Raw genomic sequence first — 20,591 nt, 5'->3', positions numbered from 1 at the left:
TACGGGGGGATGTGGCGTGGCGTGGTAGGAGCGAGCGCAGCTCGCGAAGCGATTACAGCCCCTGAAGCAGATCGGACATGTCGTCCGCGTGCTCTTCTTCCTGGGCCAGGATGTCTTCGAAAATGCGCCGTGTGGTCGGGTCTTTGTCGCCGATGTACTGAATGATCTCGCGGTAGCTGTCGATGGCGATGCGCTCGGCAACCAAATCCTCAAGCACCATTTCCTTCAGCGAATTGCCCGCCACGTACTGGGCATGGGAGTTCTTGGTCAGGTTGTCGGGGTTGAAGTCCGGCTCACCGCCCAACTGCACGATGCGTTCAGCCAACTTGTCGGCATGCTCGGCTTCCTGGTTGGCATGCTCCAGGAACTCGCTGGCCGCCACGCTGGCCTTGATACCGCTGGCCATGAAGTAATGGCGCTTGTAGCGCAGCACGCAGACAAGCTCCGTGGCCAGCGACTCGTTCAAAAGGCGCAGGATCTGCTCGCGGTCGGCGTGGTAGCCCTCGGTGACTGCACCTTGTTCCACGTGCTGGCGGGCGCGCTTGCGCAGGGTTTGCACATCGGTCAGTTCAACATTGCTCATGATGCTCTCCAAACAGGTTCAGGACGGTTAGCGGGGTGATCGGGAGGCTTACATGCCGTGGGCGGCCTTGCTGTCCTCTTCGCGTTGCTTGCAGGTTTTGAAACCCTTGGCGTCGACGTGGCCGGTGGCGTCGAAACGCACGTAGTAAGGCTGCTGGTGGCCGTCGCGGTTGAGGATGTAGTCGTTGCAGGTGCCCCCGTGCGGCAGGTCGATGGCGTTGGACGGGCTGCCGCCGATGGCGATGACCTTCTGCATGGTCATGCCATTTTCCACCTGCTTGACCAGCGGCTCGTCACGGTAGGTGACGTGGTCCACCGGGTTCTCCGGGTGGCTGCTGCAGGCGGCCAGGGCGGCGCTTGCCAGAAGAATTGCCAGGGTCTGCTTGTACATGGTCCCGCTCCTTGCACAGGGGTTGTTCTGGTTTGGAACAACGCAGCGGCTCGGGAGTTCGATTGCGATGGTCATCGAAGCGGCGCTAGGGTTGGCCCATCGCCCATGGAAAAGGAGCTCAAGCGATGCAGCAGGAATTGGCCACGCGATACCCGTTGGTGCTGGTGCCGGGCATGCTTGGTTTCGTGCGGGTGCTGCTCTACCCGTACTGGTTCGGCATTGTCAGGGCCTTGCGCCGGGGCGGCGCGCAGGTGTTCCCGGTACAGGTTTCGCCGCTGCACGCCAGTGAGGTGCGTGGCGAGCAGCTGCTGGCGATCATCGAGGACATTTGCCAGCGCACCGGGGCGCCGAAGGTCAACCTCATCGGCCACAGCCAGGGCGCATTGACTGCGCGCTACGCGGCGGCCAAGCGGCCAGACCGGGTCGCCTCGGTCACCTCGGTGGCGGGGCCCAACCATGGCTCGGAGCTGGCCGACCACCTTGAACGCACCGCCCCCGGCGGTTCACCCCAGGGGCGCATCCTCAAGGCGCTGTTGCATGGCCTGGCGCTAGTGCTGGTGTGGCTGGAAACCGGCTGGCGCCGCGACCCCTTGCCCATCGACGTGCACGCCTCGCACCAGTCCTTGACCAGCGCTGGGGTGGCACGCTTCAACCTGGCTTATCCACAGGGGTTGCCCGACACCTGGGGCGGCGAAGGGGCCTACGAAGTGAATGGCGTGCGCTATTACTCCTGGTCCGGCACCCTGCAGCCAGGCCTCACCGACCAAGGGCGTAATCGCTTCGACGGCAGTAGCCGTTTCTGCCGCCTGTTCGCGCGCAGCTTCGTGCGGGAGAAGGGCCAGTGCGACGGCATGGTCGGGCGCTTCAGCTCGCACCTGGGCCAGGTGATTGGCGATGATTTTCCGCTCGACCACCTGGACATCGTCAACCAGTCGCTCGGCGCCGTGGGCAAGGGCGCCGAACCGGTGCGGCTGTTCACCGAGCACGCCGCACGGTTGCGGGCCGCCGGGCTCTAGCGGCGTACCGGGGTGGTCCAGCGCTCGGCCAGCACCACCCCGGCCAGGGTCAGCAGGCCGCCGACCAGGTGGTAGCTGGCCAGCTGTTCATCCAGCACGGCGGCGGCGATCAGCGCGGTCACCACCGGCAGCAGGTTGAAGAACAGCGTGGTGCGGCTGGGCCCCAGGCGGTGTACCGCTTGCATCCATACCAGCGGGGCGATCATCGAGGCCAGGACGCAGGCATACAGCACCAGGCCTGCGTTATGGGCGTTAAGCCCGGTTTTGTCCGACAGCAGGAACAGCGGCAGCAACACGATGATGGCCACCAGTACTTGCAGGTACAGCAGCTGCAGCGGCGGCAGGCGCAGTTGCCATTTCTTCAGCAGGAAGCTGTACAGCGCGTAGGCCAGGGTGGCCACCAGCATCAGCAGGTCGCCACGGTTCAGGCCTTGTTCCAGCAGCACGGCGGGCTGGCCTGCGGAAACCACCTCCAGCACCCCGACGAACGACACCATGGCACCGGCCAGGGCGCCATAGCTCAGGCGCTGGCCCAGCCAGGCGATGGACAATGCCAGCGACATCAGGGGCATCAGCGAGAGGATGATGCCCATGTTGGTGGCGCTGGTGATGCTGGCGGCGAAATAGGCCAGGCTCTGGTACACGGCCATGCCGAGGATGCCAAGCACGGCCACCTTGCCCAGGTGCGGGCGGATGGCCGCACGGTTGCGCCACACCCCTGGCAGCAGGAACGGGGTGAACAGCAGGCCGGCCAGCAGCCAGCGGTAGAAACCGATCTCGGCGGGGTGGATGGCCCCGGCGGAGAGCTTGGTGACCACGGTATTGCCGGCCCAGATGAGGATGGCGGTGAGGGGGAACAGGTAGTTCATTGGGGGAGCTCGGGTGAAAGTCGGATTGGGGCTGCTGTGCAGCCCTTCGCGGGGCAAGCCCGCTCCTACGGGTTCACCGATACTTCAGGCTAGCGGTAATCCTGTAGGAGCGGGCTTGCCCCGCGAAGGCCTTGATGGCACCTATTATCGGCGGTCTGTCGCCATCCCCCAAGCCATCGTCTACCGCTCAGCTTACCCGGCGCCAGGCCCGGGTGGGTTTGTAAGAATTCTTGTCTACACTCAGCCTGACCCCCGTGCACAGGGCGCGGAGAAAGGAGACCACTCCATGAAAATGCTGCAAATGCCCCTGCTGGTGTTGGCTGTATTGTTCAGTGCGCAAGGATTCGCCGCCACCGCTCAGCAGGAAAAAATGAAAACCTGCAACGCCGACGCCACCGCCAAAACCCTCAAGGGCGATGAGCGCAAGGCCTTCATGAGCACCTGCCTGAAGAAAGCCGAGCCGGCCAAGGCCGCCACCCAGCAGGACAAGATGAAAACCTGCAACGCCGACGCCACCACCAAGGCGCTCAAGGGCGATGCGCGCAAGGCCTACATGAGCGACTGCCTGAAGAAGAAGTGACCTGCGCCTATGCCTGTGTCCTGAAGGCTGGCAGACTGCGGGTCTTCCCGCTGTCTGCCGTCGAGGCTGTATGACTTTCACCCCCCGTCAGATCACCCTGGCCAGCCTGGTCATCGTCATGGCCGGCCTGCTCCTGGCCCTTCCGTTGAAACTGCTGCCAAGCCTGCTGGCCGGCTTGCTGGTGTTCGAGCTGGTGAACATGCTCACCCCACGCCTGCAGCCGTTGATTGCCGGGCAGCGTGCGCGCTGGTTGGCGGTGGCGCTGTTGGGTGTGCTGGTGGTCAGTGTATTGACCCTGCTGATTGCCGGTGCCTTCAGCTTCCTGCTGCACGAAGCCGAAAACCCCGGCGCGTCGCTGGACAAGTTCATGGTGCTGGTGGAGCGCGCCCGCAGCCAGTTGCCGCCGTTCATCGAAAGCTACCTGCCGGCCAGTGCGGCGGAGTTCAAGGTGGCCATCGGCGACTGGATCAAGAGCCACCTGAGCGACCTGCAACTGGTGGGCAAGGGCATGGCGCACATGTTCGTGACGCTGCTGATCGGCATGATCCTCGGCGCGATCATCGCCCTGCAGCGCATTCCCGATGTGTCTCGGCGCAAGCCATTGGCCGCCGCGCTGTTCGAGCGCCTGAACCTACTGGTGCAAGCCTTTCGCAACATCGTCTTCGCGCAGATCAAGATCTCGCTGCTCAACACCGCCTTCACCGGGATTTTCCTGGCGGTGGTGATGCCGCTGTTCGGCGTGCACCTGCCGCTGACCAAGACGCTGATCGTGCTGACCTTCCTGCTTGGGCTGCTGCCGGTGATCGGCAACCTGATGTCCAACACATTGATCACCATTGTCGGCATGTCGCTGTCGATCTGGGTGGCGGCCGCGGCGCTGGGCTACCTGATCGTGATTCACAAGGTGGAATACTTCCTCAACGCCAAGATCGTCGGTGGGCAGATCAGTGCCAAGGCGTGGGAGCTGTTGCTGGCGATGCTGGTGTTCGAGGCGGCGTTCGGGTTGCCGGGGGTGGTGGCGGGGCCGGTGTACTACGCCTACCTCAAGAGTGAGCTGCGGCGGGCTGAGCTGGTTTAGTTTCCTGGGCCGGCCCTTTCGCGGGGCAAGCCCGCTCCTACAAGGGCGCCGGTTTTTTTGTAGGAGCGGGCTTGCCCCGCGAAGAGGCCGGCCCAGGTTTCAACTAACGATCAGGCCGCGCCGTAACGCTTGCGCGCCTCAATGGCCAACCCGCTACCAATGCTGCCGAAGATATTCCCTTCCACATGCCGCGCATTGGGCAGCATCGCCGACACGCTGTTGCGCAGCGCTGGAATCCCGCTGGAACCGCCGGTGAAGAACACCGTATCGACCTGGTCGGCGTTCACTCCAGCCTTGGCCAGCAACTCGGTGACGCTGCCACGCACCCGCTCCAGCAAGCCTTCGATGGCTTCTTCGAACAGCACGCGGGTCAGGTCTACCGCAAGGTCGCGCTCCACCCGGCCCAGGTCGACACGGCGGCTGACCTGCTCGGTCAGCTCGATCTTGCTGGCTTCCACTTCCATCGCCAGCCAGTGCCCGGCACGCTCCTCGATCAGCTTGAACAGGCGATCGATGCCCAGGGTGTCCTCGATGTCATAGCGCATGCTGCCCAGCGCCAGTTGCGACTTCTGCGAGTACAGGGCGTTGATGGTGTGCCAGGTGGCCAGGTTCAGGTGGTAGCTGGTGGGCATCAGCGCACCGCTTTTCATCCGGCTGCCGTAGCCGAACAGCGGCATCACGCCCTGCAGGCTCAGTTGCTTGTCGAAGTCGGTGCCGCCGATATGCACGCCGCCGGTGGCGAGGATGTCGCTTTGCCGTTCGGCCACCTGGTGGCGCTCCGGCGACAGGCGGATCAGGGTGAAGTCCGAGGTACCGCCGCCGATGTCGACGATCAGCACCAGCTCTTCACGGCTGATGCCCGACTCGTAGTCGAATGCCGCGGCAATCGGTTCGTACTGGAACGACACGTCCTTGAAGCCGATCTTGCGCGCCACCTCGGCCAGGGTGTCTTCGGCCTCCTGGTCGGCGGCTGGGTCTTCGTCGACGAAGAACACCGGGCGGCCCAGGACCACCTGGTCGAATTCACGGCCGGCGGCGGCCTCGCCGCGCTTTTTCAGCTCGCCGATGAACATGCCCAGCAAGTCCTTGAACGGCAGGGCGCTGCCCAGCACGCTGGTGTCGTGCTTGATCAGCTTGGAGCCCAGCAGGCTCTTGAGCGAGCGCATCAGGCGGCCTTCGTAGCCTTCCAGGTACTCGTGCAGCGCCAGGCGGCCATACACCGGGCGACGTTCCTCGATGTTGAAGAACACCACCGACGGCAGGGTGATCTTGCCGTCTTCCAGGGCAATCAGCGACTCGACCCCCGGGCGGTGCCAGCCGACCGTAGAGTTGGAGGTGCCGAAGTCGATGCCCAGGGCGCGGGCCGGCGATACGTCAGACATGGGAAAAGGCTTCCGGAGGCAAAACGGCCGCGCAGTTTATGCCAGTTGGCTACAGAATCAAGACCGATCGTCTGCCTCGGGGCAACCCCAAGCGAACCTTGAAAGGCTATGCTTGACCCTTATCTTCACAAGCAACGCGAAAATTCACACTGGTGATCCATCAATGGACTTCAAAGACTACTACAAGATACTCGGCGTAGAGCCCACGGCGGACGACAAGGCGATCAAGGCCGCGTACCGCAAGCTGGCGCGCAAGTATCACCCTGACGTCAGCAAGGAGCGCGACGCCGAGGACAAATTCAAAGAGGCCAACGAGGCCTACGAAGTGCTGGGCGATGCGCAGAAGCGCGCCGAGTTCGACGAAATCCGCAAGTATGGCGGCCAGCATGGCCGGCCGTTCCAGGCCCCGCCGGGTTGGCAGAGCCGCGCCGGCGCAGGCGGGGCGGGCGGCGGTTTCGAAGGCGGCGACTTCTCCGACTTCTTCAGCTCGATTTTCGGCGCCCGTGGCGGCAACCCGTTCGGCGGTGCCCGGCAACAACAACGCAGCGCCGGCAGGCGAGGGCAGGACGTGGAACTGGAACTGGCGATCTTCCTGGAAGAAACCCTGAGCAAGGAATCCAAGCAGATCAGCTTCCAGGTGCCGCAAACCAACGCCGCTGGCCAGCGCACCGGGTTCACCACCAAAACCCTGAACGTGAAGATTCCGGCCGGCGTCACCGACGGCGAGCGCATTCGCCTTAAGGGCCAAGGCGCGCCGGGCGTGGGCGGTGGGGCCAATGGCGACCTGTTCCTGACCGTGCGCATGGCGCCGCACCCGTTGTTCGATGTGGAAGGCCATGACCTGATCATCACCGTGCCGCTGGCGCCGTGGGAGGCTGCCCTGGGCACGAAGGTGGCGGTGCCGACCCTGGATGGCAAGATCAACCTGACCATCCGCCCCGACAGCCAGAGCGGCCAGCGCCTGCGCGTGCCGGGCCGGGGCCTGGCCAACAAGAACGGCGAGCGCGGCAATTTGTATGCGCAGCTCAAAGTGGTGATGCCGACGGCATCCGATGCTGCCACCCGTGAACTGTGGACCCAGCTTTCCGAGAAAGCCGCGTTCGACCCGAGGACACACTGGAGCAAGTGACCATGAGCAGCACCCTGATCGTTCAACTGGACATGCGTACCCTGTGTCAGGAGGCCGATGTGTCGGCCGACTGCGTGATCGAAATCGTCGAGCACGGCATTGTCGAACCTTCCGGGCGAACGCCGGAAGACTGGTTGTTCGACGATCAGGCGCCGCTGGTGACCAAGCGTGCGGCGAAGCTGCATCAGGAACTGGAGCTGGAGTGGGAAGGGGTGGCGCTGGCGCTGGAGCTGTTGCAGGAAGTGCAGCAGTTGCGTAGTGAGAACAGCATGTTGCGCCAGCGGTTGGGGCGGTTTACCCAGATGTGAGGGTTGCAGGCCCGGCCTCTTCGCGGGGCAAGCCCGCTCCTACAGGGATCGCGTGCCCCTGTAGGAGCGGGCTTGCCCCGCGAAGAATCCAACACAAGTCTCAGCCAGGTTGAGCTCCAGGGTTCAGCACCAATTGCATGAAGGTCAAATCCAGCCAACGCCCGAACTTCACCCCCACCTGCGGCATCTGCCCGGTCACCACGAACCCCAGCCGCTCATGAATGCGCACCGAGGCCGCATTGCCACTTTCGATGGCCGCGACCATCACATGCTTGCCACACGCCCGGGCACGCTCGATCAGCGCCGCCATCAGCACCGGCCCCAGGCCCTTGCCGCGCTGGTCACCGCGCACATACACCGAGTGCTCCACGGTCAGCCGGAAGCCCTCGAACGGCCGCCAGTCGCCAAACGATGCATAGCCCAGCACCCCCGTTTCATCCACCGCCACCAGAATCGGGTAGCCCTGCTGCGCGCGGGCTTCGAACCACGCCTGGCGGTTGCCCAAGTCCACCGGGGTTTCGTTCCAGATCGCCGTGGTGTTGCGCACGGCGTCGTTGTAGATGTCGAGGATGCCCGGCACGTCGGTGGGCAGGGCGTCGCGGATTTCGTAACTCATGACAGCGTCTCGCAGGATCGTTGGTTGCAGGTTAAATGGTTACCAGGCCGCGCACACCTTCGGCCTGCATGTTTTCACCACGGCCACGCTGAACGATCTCGCCGCGGGCCATCACCAGGTACTGGTCGGCCAGTGCCTCGGCGAAGTCGTAGAACTGCTCGACCAGCAGAATCGCCATGTCGCCGCGCTCGGCCAGGCGGCGGATCACCGCGCCGATTTCCTTGATCACCGACGGTTGGATGCCCTCGGTGGGCTCGTCGAGAATCAGCAGCCGCGGGCGGCTGGCCAGGGCCCGGCCGATGGCCAGCTGTTGTTGCTGGCCGCCGGACAGGTCGCCGCCACGGCGCTGTTTCATCTGCTCCAGCACCGGGAACAGTTCGTAGATAAAGGCCGGCACTTGCCGGGCTTCGCGGGCGGGGAAGCGCGACAGGCCCATCAACAGGTTTTCCTCGACGCTCAGGCGCGGGAAGATTTCGCGGCCCTGGGGCACGTAGGCGATGCCGGCGTGAACCCGTTGCTGGGGCTTGAGCGTGGTGATTGGCTTGCCCTCCCATTCGATGCTGCCTTCGCGGGCCGGCACCAGGCCCATCAGGCAGCGCAGCAGGGTGGTCTTGCCCACGCCGTTGCGGCCCAGCAGGCAGGTGACTTCGCCGACCTTGGCTTCGAAGGACAGGCCGCGCAGGATGTGGCTGCCGCCGTAGAATTGGTGCAGGGTGTCTATTTTGAGCATGTGCGTGTTCCTGAAAGAGTTGCCTTGCCTGGGCCGGCCCTTTCGCGGGGCAAGCCCGCTCCTACAAGGGGTACGCGTTTTTTGTAGGAGCGGGCTTGCCCCGCGAAGAGGCCGGCACAGGTTTCCTTGCATCAGCGGCCCAGGTACACCTCGACCACCCGCTCATCGGCCTGCACCTGGGCAAGCGACCCCTCGGCCAGCACGCTGCCCTGGTGCAGCACGGTGACATGGTCGGCAATGCTGCCGACAAAGCCCATGTCATGCTCCACCACCATCAGCGAATGCTTGCCTGCCAGCCCCTTGAACAGTTCGGCGGTGAACTCGGTTTCGGCATCGGTCATGCCAGCCACCGGCTCGTCCAGCAACAGCAGCTGCGGCTCTTGCACCAGCAGCATGCCGATCTCCAGGAACTGCTTCTGCCCATGGGACAGCAGGCCGGCTTGGCGCTGGGCAAGCGGCAGCAGGCGCAGGGTGGTCAGCACTTGTTCGATGCGCTGGCGCTGCTCGCCACCCAGGCGTGCGGCCAGGCTGGCCCACACCCCCTTGTCCGCCTTCAAGGCCAGCTCCAGGTTTTCGAACACCGTCAGGGCCTCGAACACCGTGGGCTTCTGGAACTTGCGACCGATGCCGGCCTGGGCAATCTGGTATTCGCTCATGCGGGCCAGGTCCAGGGTGTCGCCAAAAAAGGCACTGCCGGTATCGGGGCGGGTCTTGCCGGTGATCACGTCCATCATCGTGGTCTTGCCAGCGCCGTTGGGGCCGATGATGCAGCGCAGCTCGCCAACGCCGATGTACAGGTTCAGGCCATTGAGTGCCTTGAAGCCGTCGAAGCTGACGCTGATGTCTTCCAGGCTCAGCACCGTGCCGTGGCGGGTGTCCAGCCCGGCCTTGCGGCGCGAGCCTAGGCCGATCGCATCGCGGCCACTGCCCAGTTGGTCGAACACCGGCTCCAGCATGAATTCCGGGTGCACCGGGGGGATGCCTCTCATGGCTGGCTCCTTTTTTTCAACAGGCCGACCACGCCCTTGGGCAGGTACAGGGTGACCAGAATAAACAGCGCGCCAAGGAAGAACAGCCAGAACTCCGGGAAGGCCACGGTGAACCAGCTCTTCATGCCATTGACCAGGCCTGCGCCAAGCAGCGGGCCAATCAACGTGCCGCGCCCGCCCAACGCCACCCATACCGCCGCCTCGATGGAGTTGGTCGGCGACATTTCGCTGGGGTTGATGATGCCCACCTGCGGCACGTACAGCGCCCCGGCCAGGCCGCATAGCACGGCGCTGAGCACCCACACCAGCAGCTTGAAGCCACGTGGGTCGTAGCCGCAGAACATCAGCCGGTTCTCGGCGTCACGCACAGCGGTGAGCAGGCGGCCGAACTTGCTTTGGGTGAGGCGCCAACACAAGTAGAGGCTGGCCAGCAGCAGGCCAACGGTGAACAGGAACAGCACCGCACGGGTGCCCTGGGCCGCGATGTCGAAGCCCAGCAGGGTACGGAAGCTGGTGAAACCGTTGTTGCCGCCAAAACCGGTCTCGTTGCGAAAGAACAGCAGCATGCCGGCGAAGGTCAGGGCCTGGGTCATGATCGAGAAGTACACGCCCTTGATCCGCGAACGGAAGGCGAACCAGCCGAACACCAGCGCCAGCAGCCCGGGCGCCAGCACCACCAGGCACAGGGCCCAGGCGAAGTGCTGGGTGCCGGCCCAGTACCAGGGCAGCTCGGTCCACGACAGGAACGTCATGAACCCCGGCAGGCCGTCGCCGGCCGCCTGGCGCATCAGGTACATGCCCATGGCGTAGCCGCCCAGGGCGAAGAACAGGCCGTGGCCCAGCGACAGCAGCCCGGCATAACCCCAGACCAGGTCCAGGGCGAGGGCGACGATGGCGTAGCACAGCACCTTGCCCACCAGGGTAAGGGTGTAGGCCGACACCTGCAGGGCGTGGCCTGCCGGCAACAGCGAGAGCAGCGCCAGGGCGACCAGCAGCAGGACGACCAGGGTGCCGATGGCCAGCGACAGGCGTGGCCCGGCCTTTTGCGCAGCGGTGACAAGCAGTGGCTGGTTCATCAGTCGATTACCCGTCCCTTGAGGGCGAACAGGCCTTGCGGGCGCTTCTGGATGAACAGAATGACCAACGCAAGGATGAGGATCTTGCCGAGCACGGCGCCGATCTGCGGCTCCAGCAGCTTGTTGGCGATACCAAGGCCAAAGGCCGCCCAGAGGCTGCCGGCCAGTTGCCCGACGCCGCCGAGCACCACCACCAGGAACGAGTCGATGATGTAGCTCTGGCCCAGGTCCGGGCCCACGTTGCCGACCTGGCTCAAGGCCACGCCACCGAGCCCGGCGATGCCCGAGCCGAGGCCGAAGGCAAGCATGTCGACGCGCCCGGTGGAAACCCCGCAGCACGCCGCCATGTTGCGGTTCTGGGTGACGGCACGCACGTTCAGGCCCAGCCGCGTGCGGTTGAGCAGCAGCCAGGTGAGCAGTACCACGGCCAGGGCGAAGCCGATGATCACCAGGCGGTTGTACGGCAGCACCAGGTTGGGCAGCAGCTGGATGCCGCCAGACAACCAGGCCGGGTTGCTGACCTCGACGTTCTGCGCGCCGAACAGCAGGCGGATGGCCTGGATCAGGATCAGGCTGATGCCCCAGGTGGCCAGCAGGGTTTCCAGCGGGCGGCCGTAGAGGTGGCGGATCACCGTGCGCTCCAGCACCATGCCCACCCCGGCGCTGACGGCAAAGGCCACCGGCAGGGCGATCAGCGGGTAGAACTCGATGGCGCCGGGGGCATGGCGCTGCACCAGAACCTGAACCATGTAGGTGCTGTAGGCGCCGAGCATGAGCATTTCGCCGTGGGCCATGTTGATTACCCCGAGCAGGCCGAAGGTGATCGCCAGGCCCAGCGCCGCCAGCAGCAAGATCGAACCCAGCGACAGGCCGCTGAAGGCCTGGCCGAGCAGCTCGCCCACCAGCAGCTTGCGCTTGACCTGGGCCAGGCTGGTTTCGGCGGCGGTGCGCACCCCCGGGTCGCTTTCCGCGCCCGGTTGCAGCAGGGCTTCCAGGCGGGTGCGGGCCAGTGGGTCGCCGGTTTCACCGAGCAGGCGCACGGCGGCCAGGCGTACTGCCGGCTCGCTGGCGCCCAGTTGCAGGTTGGCCAGGGCCAGCGCCAGGGCGGCGTGCACGGCGGCATCCGGTTCGCTGGCGAAGCGCCGGTCGAGGAACGCCATTTGCGCCGGTTGCGCGCTTTTTTGCAGTTGCTGGGCAGCGGCCAGACGCGTGGCGCTGTCGTCGCTGAGCAGCTGGTGGCTGGCCAGGGCGTTGTCGATCAGGCCGCGCAGGCGGTTGTTCAGGCGCACCTTGCGCGTGTCATCGGCGGCGATGCGGCCCTGGCTCAGATTGTTCAGCAGTGGCAGGCGCGCGGCATCGGGTTGCGCCGCCCAGCGTTCGAGCAGTTGGGCTTGCTCGGCGGGCTTGGCGCTGAGGAAGAATTCGCCCTCGCTGCCCTGGGTTGCCAGGGGGATCAGCAGGAGCAGGGTGAGCAGGAATCTGAGCATGCGAGTAATCCTGAAAATCGGCGGTGGATTCATCGCGAGCAAGGCTCGCTCCTACGGGTATCGCGCAGGCCTGTAGGAGCGAGCCTTGCTCGCGATTGGGCCGCACAGCGGCCCCATGCACTCAGTTACCTTTCACTGCATAGTCCGGGCGCTTGTCATTGCCCGGAATGAACGGGCTCCAAGGCTGCGCCCGCAGCGGCTGCTCGGTTTCCCATACCACGCTGAACTGCCCGTCATCCTGGATTTCACCGATCATCACCGGCTTGTGCAGGTGGTGGTTGGTCTTGTCCATGGTCAGGGTAAAGCCCGACGGTGCTTTGAAACTCTGCCCGGCCAAGGCCTCGCGAACCTTGTCGACATCGGTGGACTTGGCTTTTTCGGCGGCCTGGGCCCACAGGTGGATGCCCACGTAGGTGGCCTCCATTGGGTCGTTGGTCACCGCCTTGTCGGCGCCCGGCAGGCCCTTGGCCTTGGCGTAGGCTTTCCAGTCGGCGACGAACTTCTGGTTGACCGGGTTATCCACCGACTCGAAATAGTTCCAGGCGGCCAGGTGGCCCACCAGCGGCTTGGTGTCGATGCCGCGCAGTTCCTCTTCACCCACCGAAAAGGCCACCACCGGCACCTCGGTGGCCTTCAGGCCCTGGTTGGCCAGTTCCTTGTAGAACGGCACGTTGGAGTCGCCGTTGACGGTGGAGATCACCGCCGTCTTGCCACCGGCGGAGAACTTCTTGATGTTGGCGACGATGGTCTGGTAGTCGGCATGGCCGAACGGGGTGTACACCTCTTCGATGTCTTTGTCGGCCACGCCCTTGCTGTGCAGGAAAGCGCGCAGGATCTTGTTGGTGGTGCGTGGGTACACGTAGTCGGTGCCCAGCAGGAAGAAGCGCTTGGCGCTGCCGCCGTCTTCGCTCATCAGGTATTCAACGGCGGGGATGGCTTGCTGGTTGGGCGCGGCGCCGGTGTAGAACACGTTCGGCGACATCTCTTCACCTTCGTACTGCACCGGGTAGAACAGCAGGCCGTTCAACTCCTCGAACACCGGCAGCACCGACTTGCGCGACACCGACGTCCAGCAGCCGAACACCACGGCGACCTTGTCCTGGGTCAGCAGCTGGCGGCTTTTTTCGGCGAACAGCGGCCAGTTGGAGGCGGGGTCGACCACCACCGGTTCGAGCATCTTGCCGTTCACACCGCCCTTGGCGTTGATCTCGTCAATGGTCATCAGCGCCATGTCCTTGAGCGAAGTCTCGGAAATCGCCATGGTCCCGGACAGCGAATGCAGGATGCCGACCTTGATGGTTTCGGCGGCCTGGATGCTCCAGCTCAGGCCCATTGCGGCAATGGATGCGCTGAGGGTAAAGGCCTTGATCAGACTGCGACGCTTCATGTGCTCTCTCCGCTGAGTTGTTATGTGTTGGGCAAGCGGGGAGGGGTGTTGCAAGGGGTGTGCCTAGTGGCGAAAGGGGCTTGTTAGAGGGGTTGTGCGAGGTGTTGGGGCGTTTTTGCGGGCCAGGGTGGTGCCTGGGATATGGGGGTGCACAGGATTGGGGCCGCTGCGCGGCCCTTCGCGGGGCAAGCCCGCTCCTACAGGGGGATGTTTTTTTGTAGGAGCGGGCTTGCCCCGCGAAGGGCTGCGAAGCAGCCCCAATCACAATCAGCCGTTACGCACCGCCGAGCGCGGATGACGGCGGCTACGCACGAACTGGTAGGTCCCCGCCAGCAGCAGGAACCAGATCGGCGTCACCACCAGCGCCGAACGGGTATCGGCTTCCAGGCTCAGCAGCACCAGGATGAAGGCGAAGAACGCCAGGCACACGTAGCACATCAAGCGCCCACCCGGCATCTTGTAGGTCGATGCCTGGTGCAGCGCAGCGCGGTGCTTGCGGTACTTCAGGTACGACAGCAGGATCAGCGTCCAGACGAACATGAACAGCACCGCCGACACCGTGGTCACCAGGGTGAACGCTTCGACCACGTTCGGCACCAGGTAGATCAGCACCGCGCCCAGCAACAGGCAAGCGCAGGAGAAGAACAGGCCGTTGGCCGGCACCGAACGGCCCGACAGTTTCTCGAACGCCCGCGGCGCATCGCCTTCCTGGGCCAGGCCATAGAGCATGCGGCTGGTGGAGAACACGCCGCTGTTGGCCGACGACGCCGCCGAGGTCAGCACCACGAAGTTGATGATGCTTGCCGCCGCCGGCAGGCCGGCCAGCACGAACAGTTCCACGAACGGGCTCTTGCCCGGTACCACGTCGCGCCAAGGAGTGACCGCCATGATCGCGATCAGCGCCAATACGTAGAACACGATGATCCGCACCGGGATCGAGTTGATCGCCCGTGGCAGGGTGCGCTCGGGGTTCTTCGCTTCGGCGGCGGTGGTGCCCACCAGCTCGATGCCCACGAAGGCGAACACGGCGATCTGGAAACCGGCGAAGAAGCCCATCAGGCCATTGGGGAACATGCCGCCGTCATTCCACAGGTTGGCCAGCTGCGCGGTGCGCCCGCTTGGCGACGTGAAACCGGTGATGACCATGTACAGGCCGGTGGCGACCAGGCCAAGGATGGCCACGATCTTGATCAGGGCGAACCAGAACTCCAGCTCGCCGAACATCTTCACCGTCACCAGGTTCAGCGACAGCAGCACGGCCACGCAGGTCAGCGCCGGTATCCACTGCGGCAGGTCGGGGAACCAGAACTGCGTGTAGGCGGCGATCGCCACCACGTCGGCGATACCGGTGACCACCCAGCAGAACCAGTAGGTCCAGCCGGTGAAGTAACCGGCCCAGGGCCCGAGCAGGTCGGCGGAGAAGTCGATGAACGACTTGTAGTTGAGGTTCGACAGCAGCAATTCGCCCATGGCGCGCATGACGAAGAACAGCATGAAGCCGATGATCATGTAGACGAAGATGATCGACGGCCCCGCCAGGCTGATGGTCTTGCCCGAGCCCATGAACAGGCCGGTGCCGATGGCGCCGCCGATGGCGATCAGCTGGATGTGGCGGTTGGTCAGGTTGCGCTGCAGATGTTGGCCATCTGGCGCGGTGGGAGACGAGTGCTTCATTGTGGGCTGCATTCCCTTGAGAGGTCAGTCTTCTTGTCGGAGGTAGCCGGGTAGGCTAACACGCGCGTGCCAGATCGGGGCGCGACAGATCGACTCGACTTTTGCGGGGCAGTTTTTCTTCCGTGCCGGCCCTTTCGCGGGGCGAGCCCGCTCCTACAAGGCGATGTAGGAGCGGGCTCGCCCCGCGAAAGGGCCGGCACAGGTCACCGCTAGGCGTTGGCCAACACCCGCCGGCGCCTGACCACCAGGCTATCCACCACCCACATCACCACCATCGACACCCCCACCAGCGGGAACATCACGCCCAGCACCAGCATCACCCCCACCGCCGCCTTCCAGCGTGGCAGGTCGTGGCGCAGCGGCGGCACGCCCAGCCCGCCTTCGGGCCTGCGTTTCCACCACATCACCAACCCACTCACCGAACCCAGCAGGATCATCAGGCACACCAGCAGGATGATGGCCTGGTTCAGCGGCCCGAACATCCTGCCTTCATGCAGCATCACGCCCAGCTCCGTGGCGCGGGCCACCGGGCTGTAGTCCTGCCAGCGCACATCGGCCAGCACCTTGCCGGTGTATTGGTCGACGTGCAGGGTGGCGTCGTTGCGCGGGTCGTCGGCGAACACGGCGATGGTGTACACGCCTTCTGCCGTGGTTGGCGCGGTGATGCTGTAGCCAGGCGCTACACCCCGGGCGGTGGCGATATCCTGCACCTGTTGCAGGCTGACCTGCGGGGCTGCGGGCGCGCTGTCCATCATGTGATGCCCGGCATGCTCGGCATGGGCGCCGGACTGCGGCATCGGTGTATTCTCCAGGGCCCAGGGCACGGTCTGGCGGTGGGCGCTGTTGAGCACGCGGGCTTGTTGATCGGACTTGGGTACGTCATTCCACATGGCGGCCGGGAAGCGGTTCCACAGCTCGGCGTACTGCTTGCCCCACATCCCGGTCCAGGTCATGCCGCTGACCAGCATCAGCAACAGCAGGGCCGAACCCCAGAAGCCTGTCACGGCATGCAGGTCGCGCCAGAACAGGCGGCCACGTGCCGACAGCCGTGGCCACAGCACGCCGGCACCACTGCGCCCGCGCGGCCACCACAGGTACAGGCCCGACACCACCAGCACGATGCCCCAGCCTGCGGCCAGTTCCACCAGTCGATCGCCCACCGTGCCGACCATCAGTTCGCCGTGCAAGGCGCGGGCGATGGCCTGCAGGTTCTGCTTGCCGTCCTGCTCGCCGAGCACCTTGCCGCTGTAAGGGTCGACGAACACGTTCAGCTCACGGCCGCCGTCATGCACCACGAACTGTGCGCTGCGCTCGCTATCGATGGGCGGCAGGTACTGGCCGACGTGGCCTTTCGGGTAGGCCTGGCGCACCTCGGCCAGCAGCGTGTCGGCGCTTTGCCGATGGTGGCCAGCCTCCACCACCATCAGGTCGCGGTACAGCAGCGGGTCGAGCTGCGGCTTGAACAGGTAGATGATCCCGGTGATCGCCAACAGGATCATGAACGGGGCCACGAACAGCCCCGCGTAGAAGTGCCAACGCCAGGCCAGGTTGTAGAAATTGATGCGTGTTCCTCTCATGGGAACCTCCTGTTTGACCAGCAGGGGGGCGCAACCGAGGTTGCGCCCGTTGTTGTCAGAAGCTGAAATCGACCTTGGTCCAGAAGGTCCGGCCGGGCTCGTTGACCGGCTGTGGGTCGCTGGCTGGGTAGCCGAACCCGGCATTCCCGGCCAGGTTCAGGTGCTCGGCATAGGCCTTGTCGAACAGGTTGTCGACGCCTGCGCTGAGCTTGAGGTTGTGGCTGACCTTGTAGGCGCCGTTAAGCGAGAACACGCCGAAACCGCCGCTTTTTTCGTAGTCCTTGCCCACCACGTTGCCCTGGTTCTCGGCAATGCGGTGCTGCGCCGCCGCCAGCCGCCAGAGCGCACCAGCACTCCAGCTGTCGCGGCTGTAGGTCAGGCCCAGGCGGCTTTCCAGCGGTGGCATCTGCGGCAGGGCCTTGCCATCGCTGCTGTTCTTGCCCCAGGCATAGGCCAGGGTGGCATCGGCCTTCCAGCGGTCGTTGAGCTTGTACGCCGCGCCCAGCTCGCCGCCCATGATGCGGGCGTCGATGTTGCGGGCCTGGGTGGTGCTCATGCCCATCATGGCGCTGCGATAGTCGAACAGGATGTAGTCGCGGATCTGCCCGACGTAGCCCGAGGCCCAGGCCTCCAGGCGCTCGTCGCGGTACTGCAGGCCGAAGTCGAGCTGGGTGGTTTTCTCCGGCTTGATGCTGTCGAAGGCGTTGACCGAACCCGCCGGGCCCTGGGTGGGGGAGAACAGCTCCCAGTAGTCGGGGAAGCGCTGGGCATGGCCCAGGCCGATGTAGGTGGTGGCGGGCAACGCTGCCAGGTCGTGCTCGTAGCGCACGAAGCCGCTGGGCAGGGTATCGGCGCGGGTGTTGCCGTTGGTGGCACTGTCGTCACGGAAATCCCGGGCCGAGGCACGGTCCAGGCGGGCGCCGGTGATCAGCCGGTCGGCACCGCTGGCGTACCAGGTGAGTTCGCCGAAGGCGCCGTAGTTGTGGAAGTCGGCGTCCTTGGCCCACGGCTCGTTCTTGTAGGTGTCGACGCCCATGGCGCTGCGCGCGCGGTGCTGGTTGGTCTGCGCATCGAGGCCGCTGATCAGCTGCACATCGGCCCAGCGCCAGGTGGCCTTGAGGCGCCCGCCCAGGGTACGGCGCTCGACGTCGGCGGCCATGGGGCCGGCCATCATGCCGGTGCCCGAAGGCGTGCGCAGGCTGTAGTTGTCCATCACGTGGTCGGCGTAGTTGTAGTAGACCTGCGCTTCGACCTTGTCGAGCACGTCGCCGAGGTTGGACTTTTCAAAGCGCAGGCCCAGGCTTTCCCGCTTGAACTGCGAGCCGTCCATGCCACGCCCGGCATAGCGGGCTTCGCCGTCACCTTTGCCGGCGGTGAGTTCCAGCAGGGTGTCCTGGTCGGGCGTCCAGCCCAGGGTCACGTCGCCGTTCCACTTATCCCAGCGCGAGGGTACGGTGTCGCCGTTGCCGTCCTTGTAGTCGTCCGAGCGCGACTGGTTGCCGACGAAGCGGGCATAGGCCTGGCTGTTGCCGGCGGCGGCATCGAGCACCTTGTCGAAGCGGCCGTTGGAGCCGGCCAGCAGGCTGGCGTTGACCCGGCTGCCCAGGGCGCCGAATTTTTCCGGTTCGCGTTCGAAGAGGATGGTGCCGGCCGAGCCGCCCGGGCCCCAGATCACGCTTTGCGGGCCTTTGATCACGGTCAGGCGGTCGTAGGTTTCCGGGGCGATGTAGGAAGTTGGGGCGTCCATGCGGTTGGGGCAGGCGCCGAGCATCACACCGCCGTTGGTGAGGATGTTCAGGCGCGAGCCGAACATGCCGCGCAGCACCGGGTCACCGTTGGTGCCGCCTGCGCGGATGGCCGAGAAACCGGGAATGGTCTTCAGGTAATCGGCGCCATCGCTGGCCGGCACCGGCTGGCGCGGGTCCTTGGGGTTGGTGACCACGGTCAGTGGCGAGCTGGGCGCGATGGCGGTGATCACCGTGGGGCTCAGCTCGGCCTCATGGCCTTCGTGGCCGGTGTCGGCGGCCAGGGCCATGGGTGCGAGCAGCGAGCCGCAAAGGGCGGCGAAGGTCCCGTACAAGGCGGGAGAAAAAACAGGGGTGCAGCCGGACATAATGATTCCAGTCGATCAGTCATGAGTCAGCGCGAAGCCTCCTGGCTCCGTGCGGTAATGGGGTGTCAGACGCTGATCGAAAGGGGCGGCGCGCGGCTGCGCGCTCCGGGGAACACGGCCTGTTGGGCATGGCCCTGGCGTGGGGCGGTGGGTATCAGGGCAGGGGGCACAGCGCTGGCGACGCTGAGCGGGCTGAGGGTTTGTGGCAGTGCGGGGCAGTTGAACAGTAGGCTGCAGTAACCGCACTTTTCCCACATCACATGCAACTGGCCATCGTTGCCGTGGCCGTGATGGCTGTCGCCTGCGTGGGCGTGCTCGGCCGGCATGGACATCGGCATGTCCATCGGCATGCCCATGCCGGCGTGGTGCTCCATCGGCATCGATTGGGAAATCAATGGGCCGATGAAGATCATCCACATGGCGAACAGGCTCAGCCAGCCGCCACCGACGCGCCTGCGTTCAGGGCGGGTGGTACGGCCGGGGCTGTTGCGCGGCGGGCTCATGCTGGCGAGCGCTGGTCAGCGGGCGTCAGTGTGCGTGTTCGTGGCCTTGGGGCTGGTCTGCCGGGGCCTGCTTCTGCACGGCGACATCAACGGTGATGTCGCCGGCTTTTTCGAAGTGCAGGGTCAGCGGGAAGCGCTTGCCGTCGGCCAGCAGGCTGCGGTCCTTGGGCTGCATGAGCATCACGTGGTAGGCGCTGGGGGCGAACACCAGGTCTTTGCCGGCGGGCACCGCCACGCTCTGCACCTGCTGCATCTTCATGGCGCCGTTGCTGCCCATGGCGTGTTCGTGCAACTGGGCGTCATCGCTGATCGGGCTGTCGACGCTGAGCAGGCGGTCGTCGGCCTTGCCGTTGTTGTGCACGATGAAATAGGCCGCGACGTTTGGCGCGTTGGGCGGCAACTGCAGCGACCAGGGGTGGGCGATGTGCAGGTCGCCGACGGTGTATTCGTGGGCATTGGCATAGGCGCCGGGCAGCAGCAGGGCGGCCAGTACGAGGGCTTGCTTGAGCATGGTGTGTCTCCGATCGGTTCAGGTTCAGGCGAACAGCATGAAGAACTCAGACCAGGGGCGAGGCACGGGGGTTGAGCGCAGGCCAGAGCTGGCGCGGCGTGGGCTGGTAATTGGGCGGTGGCGGCGGGTGGCCGGCCAAAAGCGTGGGCGGGTTGTGCAGCTGTGGCGGGTAGCCCGGCAAGGCCAGCAGCGGCGCTGCGCCCGAACAGCACCAGCAGTGCTGCATGCTGGAATGCTGGTCGGTTTGCGCGGGCAGGTCGATCTTGGCCAGGGCCTGGACATCGACCTTGGCCTTGCCTGCCATGCTGGAACAGAAGGCCCCCCACAGCAGCTGTTCGGCCGGGCTCTTGGGCGCGGCAGAGGACAGCGGCATGGCCAGCAGGTTGAACAGCACTGCAAGGCAGGCTATCCAGGCGATGTGCCGACGTGGGGGCATGGAGAGATCCGGTCAGGAATCGTGGCGGTATTGTACGGCGGAGTATAGGTAAAAAAGGCGGGGTGCGGTGAAGTGACGCAGGTTGCGGACGTTGGGGCTGCTTGGCAGCCCCATTCGCGAGCTTTGCTCGCTCCTACCAGGCCGGCGGAAATCCCGT

Annotated in this window: 21 protein-coding genes; 5 read left to right on the top strand and 16 right to left on the bottom strand. The window is 65.1% G+C overall.

Annotated elements, in window-relative coordinates; translation table 11 throughout:
- Positions 1-52: 52 nt before the first annotated feature.
- Both F3J44_RS03000 and osmE read right to left on the bottom strand, forming a co-directional pair.
- Entirely contained in the window at positions 53-583 is a 531-nt protein-coding gene (locus F3J44_RS03000) for a bacterioferritin (RefSeq protein WP_167066923.1), read from the bottom strand.
- Positions 584-631: 48 nt separating this feature from the next.
- On the bottom strand, positions 632-973 hold the full coding sequence (osmE, locus tag F3J44_RS02995) for an osmotically-inducible lipoprotein OsmE (protein WP_167066920.1): 342 nt from the start codon (positions 971-973) through the stop codon (positions 632-634).
- A gap of 125 nt (positions 974-1,098) precedes the next feature.
- Here osmE and F3J44_RS02990 point away from each other — a divergent pair, with 125 nt between their 5' ends.
- On the top strand, positions 1,099-1,989 hold the full coding sequence (locus tag F3J44_RS02990) for a triacylglycerol lipase (RefSeq protein ID WP_167066917.1): 891 nt from the start codon (positions 1,099-1,101) through the stop codon (positions 1,987-1,989).
- Here F3J44_RS02990 and F3J44_RS02985 read toward each other — a convergent pair.
- On the bottom strand, positions 1,986-2,858 hold the full coding sequence (locus tag F3J44_RS02985) for a DMT family transporter (RefSeq protein WP_167270593.1): 873 nt from the start codon (positions 2,856-2,858) through the stop codon (positions 1,986-1,988). The two genes, F3J44_RS02990 and F3J44_RS02985, sit on opposite strands and share 4 nt — an antisense overlap.
- Positions 2,859-3,144: 286 nt before the next feature.
- Between F3J44_RS02985 and F3J44_RS02980 the strand changes: the two genes are divergently transcribed.
- Together F3J44_RS02980 and F3J44_RS02975 are read left to right on the top strand one after the other, a co-directional pair.
- Positions 3,145-3,438: a PsiF family protein gene (locus tag F3J44_RS02980; protein ID WP_167066911.1), complete on the top strand. Its 294-nt coding sequence runs from the start codon at positions 3,145-3,147 to the stop codon at positions 3,436-3,438.
- 70 nt (positions 3,439-3,508) lie between these two features.
- On the top strand, positions 3,509-4,516 hold the full coding sequence (locus F3J44_RS02975) for an AI-2E family transporter (RefSeq protein ID WP_167066908.1): 1,008 nt from the start codon (positions 3,509-3,511) through the stop codon (positions 4,514-4,516).
- 110 nt (positions 4,517-4,626) lie between these two features.
- On the opposite strand, the gene F3J44_RS02970 is transcribed toward F3J44_RS02975, so the two are convergent.
- A complete protein-coding gene (locus tag F3J44_RS02970; RefSeq protein ID WP_167270591.1) occupies positions 4,627-5,898 on the bottom strand; it encodes an Hsp70 family protein in 1,272 nt (423 codons plus the stop codon).
- 163 nt (positions 5,899-6,061) lie between these two features.
- On the opposite strand from F3J44_RS02970, the gene cbpA reads away from it, so the two are divergent.
- Both cbpA and F3J44_RS02960 read left to right on the top strand, forming a co-directional pair.
- The gene (gene cbpA, locus F3J44_RS02965; RefSeq protein WP_167069328.1) at positions 6,062-7,027 is read left to right on the top strand and encodes a curved DNA-binding protein; all 966 of its coding nucleotides are present in this window, start codon (positions 6,062-6,064) and stop codon (positions 7,025-7,027) included.
- 2 nt (positions 7,028-7,029) lie between these two features.
- Entirely contained in the window at positions 7,030-7,335 is a 306-nt protein-coding gene (locus F3J44_RS02960) for a chaperone modulator CbpM (RefSeq protein WP_167069330.1), read from the top strand.
- Positions 7,336-7,435: 100 nt separating this feature from the next.
- Here the strand turns inward: F3J44_RS02960 and F3J44_RS02955 are convergent, their stop codons facing one another.
- The 12 genes from F3J44_RS02955 to F3J44_RS02900 all read right to left on the bottom strand — a co-directional run bounded on the left by F3J44_RS02955 (position 7,436) and on the right by F3J44_RS02900 (position 20,434).
- A complete protein-coding gene (locus F3J44_RS02955; protein WP_167270589.1) occupies positions 7,436-7,951 on the bottom strand; it encodes a GNAT family N-acetyltransferase in 516 nt (171 codons plus the stop codon).
- A 31-nt stretch (positions 7,952-7,982) separates the two neighbouring features.
- Positions 7,983-8,681 carry an urea ABC transporter ATP-binding subunit UrtE gene (urtE, locus tag F3J44_RS02950; protein ID WP_167270587.1) on the bottom strand — a complete coding sequence of 233 codons (699 nt, stop codon included), beginning with the start codon at positions 8,679-8,681 and terminating at the stop codon, positions 7,983-7,985.
- Between the two features lie 131 nt (positions 8,682-8,812).
- On the bottom strand, positions 8,813-9,637 hold the full coding sequence (gene urtD, locus F3J44_RS02945; RefSeq protein WP_205299682.1) for an urea ABC transporter ATP-binding protein UrtD: 825 nt from the start codon (positions 9,635-9,637) through the stop codon (positions 8,813-8,815).
- Positions 9,638-9,666: 29 nt separating this feature from the next.
- Positions 9,667-10,746, bottom strand: a complete 1,080-nt coding sequence (gene urtC / locus F3J44_RS02940; RefSeq protein ID WP_167270585.1) for an urea ABC transporter permease subunit UrtC — start codon at positions 10,744-10,746, stop codon at positions 9,667-9,669.
- The gene (gene urtB / locus F3J44_RS02935; protein WP_167069340.1) at positions 10,746-12,233 is read right to left on the bottom strand and encodes an urea ABC transporter permease subunit UrtB; all 1,488 of its coding nucleotides are present in this window, start codon (positions 12,231-12,233) and stop codon (positions 10,746-10,748) included. The genes urtC and urtB overlap by 1 nt, the downstream gene beginning before the upstream one ends.
- A 121-nt stretch (positions 12,234-12,354) precedes the next feature.
- Positions 12,355-13,620 carry an urea ABC transporter substrate-binding protein gene (gene urtA, locus F3J44_RS02930; protein WP_167069341.1) on the bottom strand — a complete coding sequence of 422 codons (1,266 nt, stop codon included), beginning with the start codon at positions 13,618-13,620 and terminating at the stop codon, positions 12,355-12,357.
- 267 nt (positions 13,621-13,887) lie between these two features.
- The gene (gene cycA, locus F3J44_RS02925) at positions 13,888-15,294 is read right to left on the bottom strand and encodes a D-serine/D-alanine/glycine transporter (protein WP_167069343.1); all 1,407 of its coding nucleotides are present in this window, start codon (positions 15,292-15,294) and stop codon (positions 13,888-13,890) included.
- 209 nt (positions 15,295-15,503) lie between these two features.
- Positions 15,504-16,871 (bottom strand): PepSY domain-containing protein, encoded by a 1,368-nt coding sequence (locus tag F3J44_RS02920; protein WP_167270583.1) that lies wholly within the window; start codon positions 16,869-16,871, stop codon positions 15,504-15,506.
- Between the two features lie 55 nt (positions 16,872-16,926).
- Positions 16,927-18,906 (bottom strand): TonB-dependent copper receptor, encoded by a 1,980-nt coding sequence (locus F3J44_RS02915; RefSeq protein ID WP_205299681.1) that lies wholly within the window; start codon positions 18,904-18,906, stop codon positions 16,927-16,929.
- Between the two features lie 143 nt (positions 18,907-19,049).
- Positions 19,050-19,487, bottom strand: coding sequence for a DUF2946 domain-containing protein (locus F3J44_RS02910; RefSeq protein ID WP_167270579.1), 438 nt, complete (start codon positions 19,485-19,487; stop codon positions 19,050-19,052).
- A 25-nt stretch (positions 19,488-19,512) separates the two neighbouring features.
- The gene (locus tag F3J44_RS02905) at positions 19,513-19,998 is read right to left on the bottom strand and encodes a copper chaperone PCu(A)C (RefSeq protein ID WP_167270577.1); all 486 of its coding nucleotides are present in this window, start codon (positions 19,996-19,998) and stop codon (positions 19,513-19,515) included.
- A 46-nt stretch (positions 19,999-20,044) separates the two neighbouring features.
- Positions 20,045-20,434 carry a DUF2946 domain-containing protein gene (locus tag F3J44_RS02900; protein ID WP_167270575.1) on the bottom strand — a complete coding sequence of 130 codons (390 nt, stop codon included), beginning with the start codon at positions 20,432-20,434 and terminating at the stop codon, positions 20,045-20,047.
- Positions 20,435-20,591 lie beyond the last annotated feature (157 nt).

Origin of the sequence: Pantoea sp. Tr-811, from assembly GCF_011752535.1 — a bacterium.
Classification (GTDB): Bacteria; Pseudomonadota; Gammaproteobacteria; order Pseudomonadales; family Pseudomonadaceae; genus Aquipseudomonas.
Note: the sequence above shows the minus strand (reverse complement) of the source record. Positions and strands in the feature narration are given on the sequence as shown.

Bases quoted from the DNA above. Each gene is read 5' to 3' on its own strand.
- F3J44_RS02915 (WP_205299681.1), bottom strand. From the start codon at position 18,906: ATGGCCCTGGCCGCCGACACCGGCCACGAAGGCCATGAGGCCGAGCTG.
- osmE (WP_167066920.1), bottom strand. From the start codon at position 973: ATGTACAAGCAGACCCTGGCAATTCTTCTGGCAAGCGCCGCCCTGGCC.
- F3J44_RS02970 (WP_167270591.1), bottom strand. From the start codon at position 5,898: ATGTCTGACGTATCGCCGGCCCGCGCCCTGGGCATCGACTTCGGCACC.
- F3J44_RS02910 (WP_167270579.1), bottom strand. From the start codon at position 19,487: ATGAGCCCGCCGCGCAACAGCCCCGGCCGTACCACCCGCCCTGAACGC.
- F3J44_RS02955 (WP_167270589.1), bottom strand. From the start codon at position 7,951: ATGAGTTACGAAATCCGCGACGCCCTGCCCACCGACGTGCCGGGCATC.
- F3J44_RS03000 (WP_167066923.1), bottom strand. From the start codon at position 583: ATGAGCAATGTTGAACTGACCGATGTGCAAACCCTGCGCAAGCGCGCC.
- urtA (WP_167069341.1), bottom strand. From the start codon at position 13,620: ATGAAGCGTCGCAGTCTGATCAAGGCCTTTACCCTCAGCGCATCCATT.
- F3J44_RS02985 (WP_167270593.1), bottom strand. From the start codon at position 2,858: ATGAACTACCTGTTCCCCCTCACCGCCATCCTCATCTGGGCCGGCAAT.
- F3J44_RS02960 (WP_167069330.1), top strand. From the start codon at position 7,030: ATGAGCAGCACCCTGATCGTTCAACTGGACATGCGTACCCTGTGTCAG.
- cycA (WP_167069343.1), bottom strand. From the start codon at position 15,294: ATGAAGCACTCGTCTCCCACCGCGCCAGATGGCCAACATCTGCAGCGC.
- F3J44_RS02990 (WP_167066917.1), top strand. From the start codon at position 1,099: ATGCAGCAGGAATTGGCCACGCGATACCCGTTGGTGCTGGTGCCGGGC.
- urtE (WP_167270587.1), bottom strand. From the start codon at position 8,681: ATGCTCAAAATAGACACCCTGCACCAATTCTACGGCGGCAGCCACATC.
- urtB (WP_167069340.1), bottom strand. From the start codon at position 12,233: ATGCTCAGATTCCTGCTCACCCTGCTCCTGCTGATCCCCCTGGCAACC.
- urtC (WP_167270585.1), bottom strand. From the start codon at position 10,746: ATGAACCAGCCACTGCTTGTCACCGCTGCGCAAAAGGCCGGGCCACGC.
- urtD (WP_205299682.1), bottom strand. From the start codon at position 9,637: ATGCTGGAGCCGGTGTTCGACCAACTGGGCAGTGGCCGCGATGCGATC.
- F3J44_RS02905 (WP_167270577.1), bottom strand. From the start codon at position 19,998: ATGCTCAAGCAAGCCCTCGTACTGGCCGCCCTGCTGCTGCCCGGCGCC.
- F3J44_RS02980 (WP_167066911.1), top strand. From the start codon at position 3,145: ATGAAAATGCTGCAAATGCCCCTGCTGGTGTTGGCTGTATTGTTCAGT.
- F3J44_RS02975 (WP_167066908.1), top strand. From the start codon at position 3,509: ATGACTTTCACCCCCCGTCAGATCACCCTGGCCAGCCTGGTCATCGTC.
- cbpA (WP_167069328.1), top strand. From the start codon at position 6,062: ATGGACTTCAAAGACTACTACAAGATACTCGGCGTAGAGCCCACGGCG.
- F3J44_RS02900 (WP_167270575.1), bottom strand. From the start codon at position 20,434: ATGCCCCCACGTCGGCACATCGCCTGGATAGCCTGCCTTGCAGTGCTG.
- F3J44_RS02920 (WP_167270583.1), bottom strand. From the start codon at position 16,871: ATGAGAGGAACACGCATCAATTTCTACAACCTGGCCTGGCGTTGGCAC.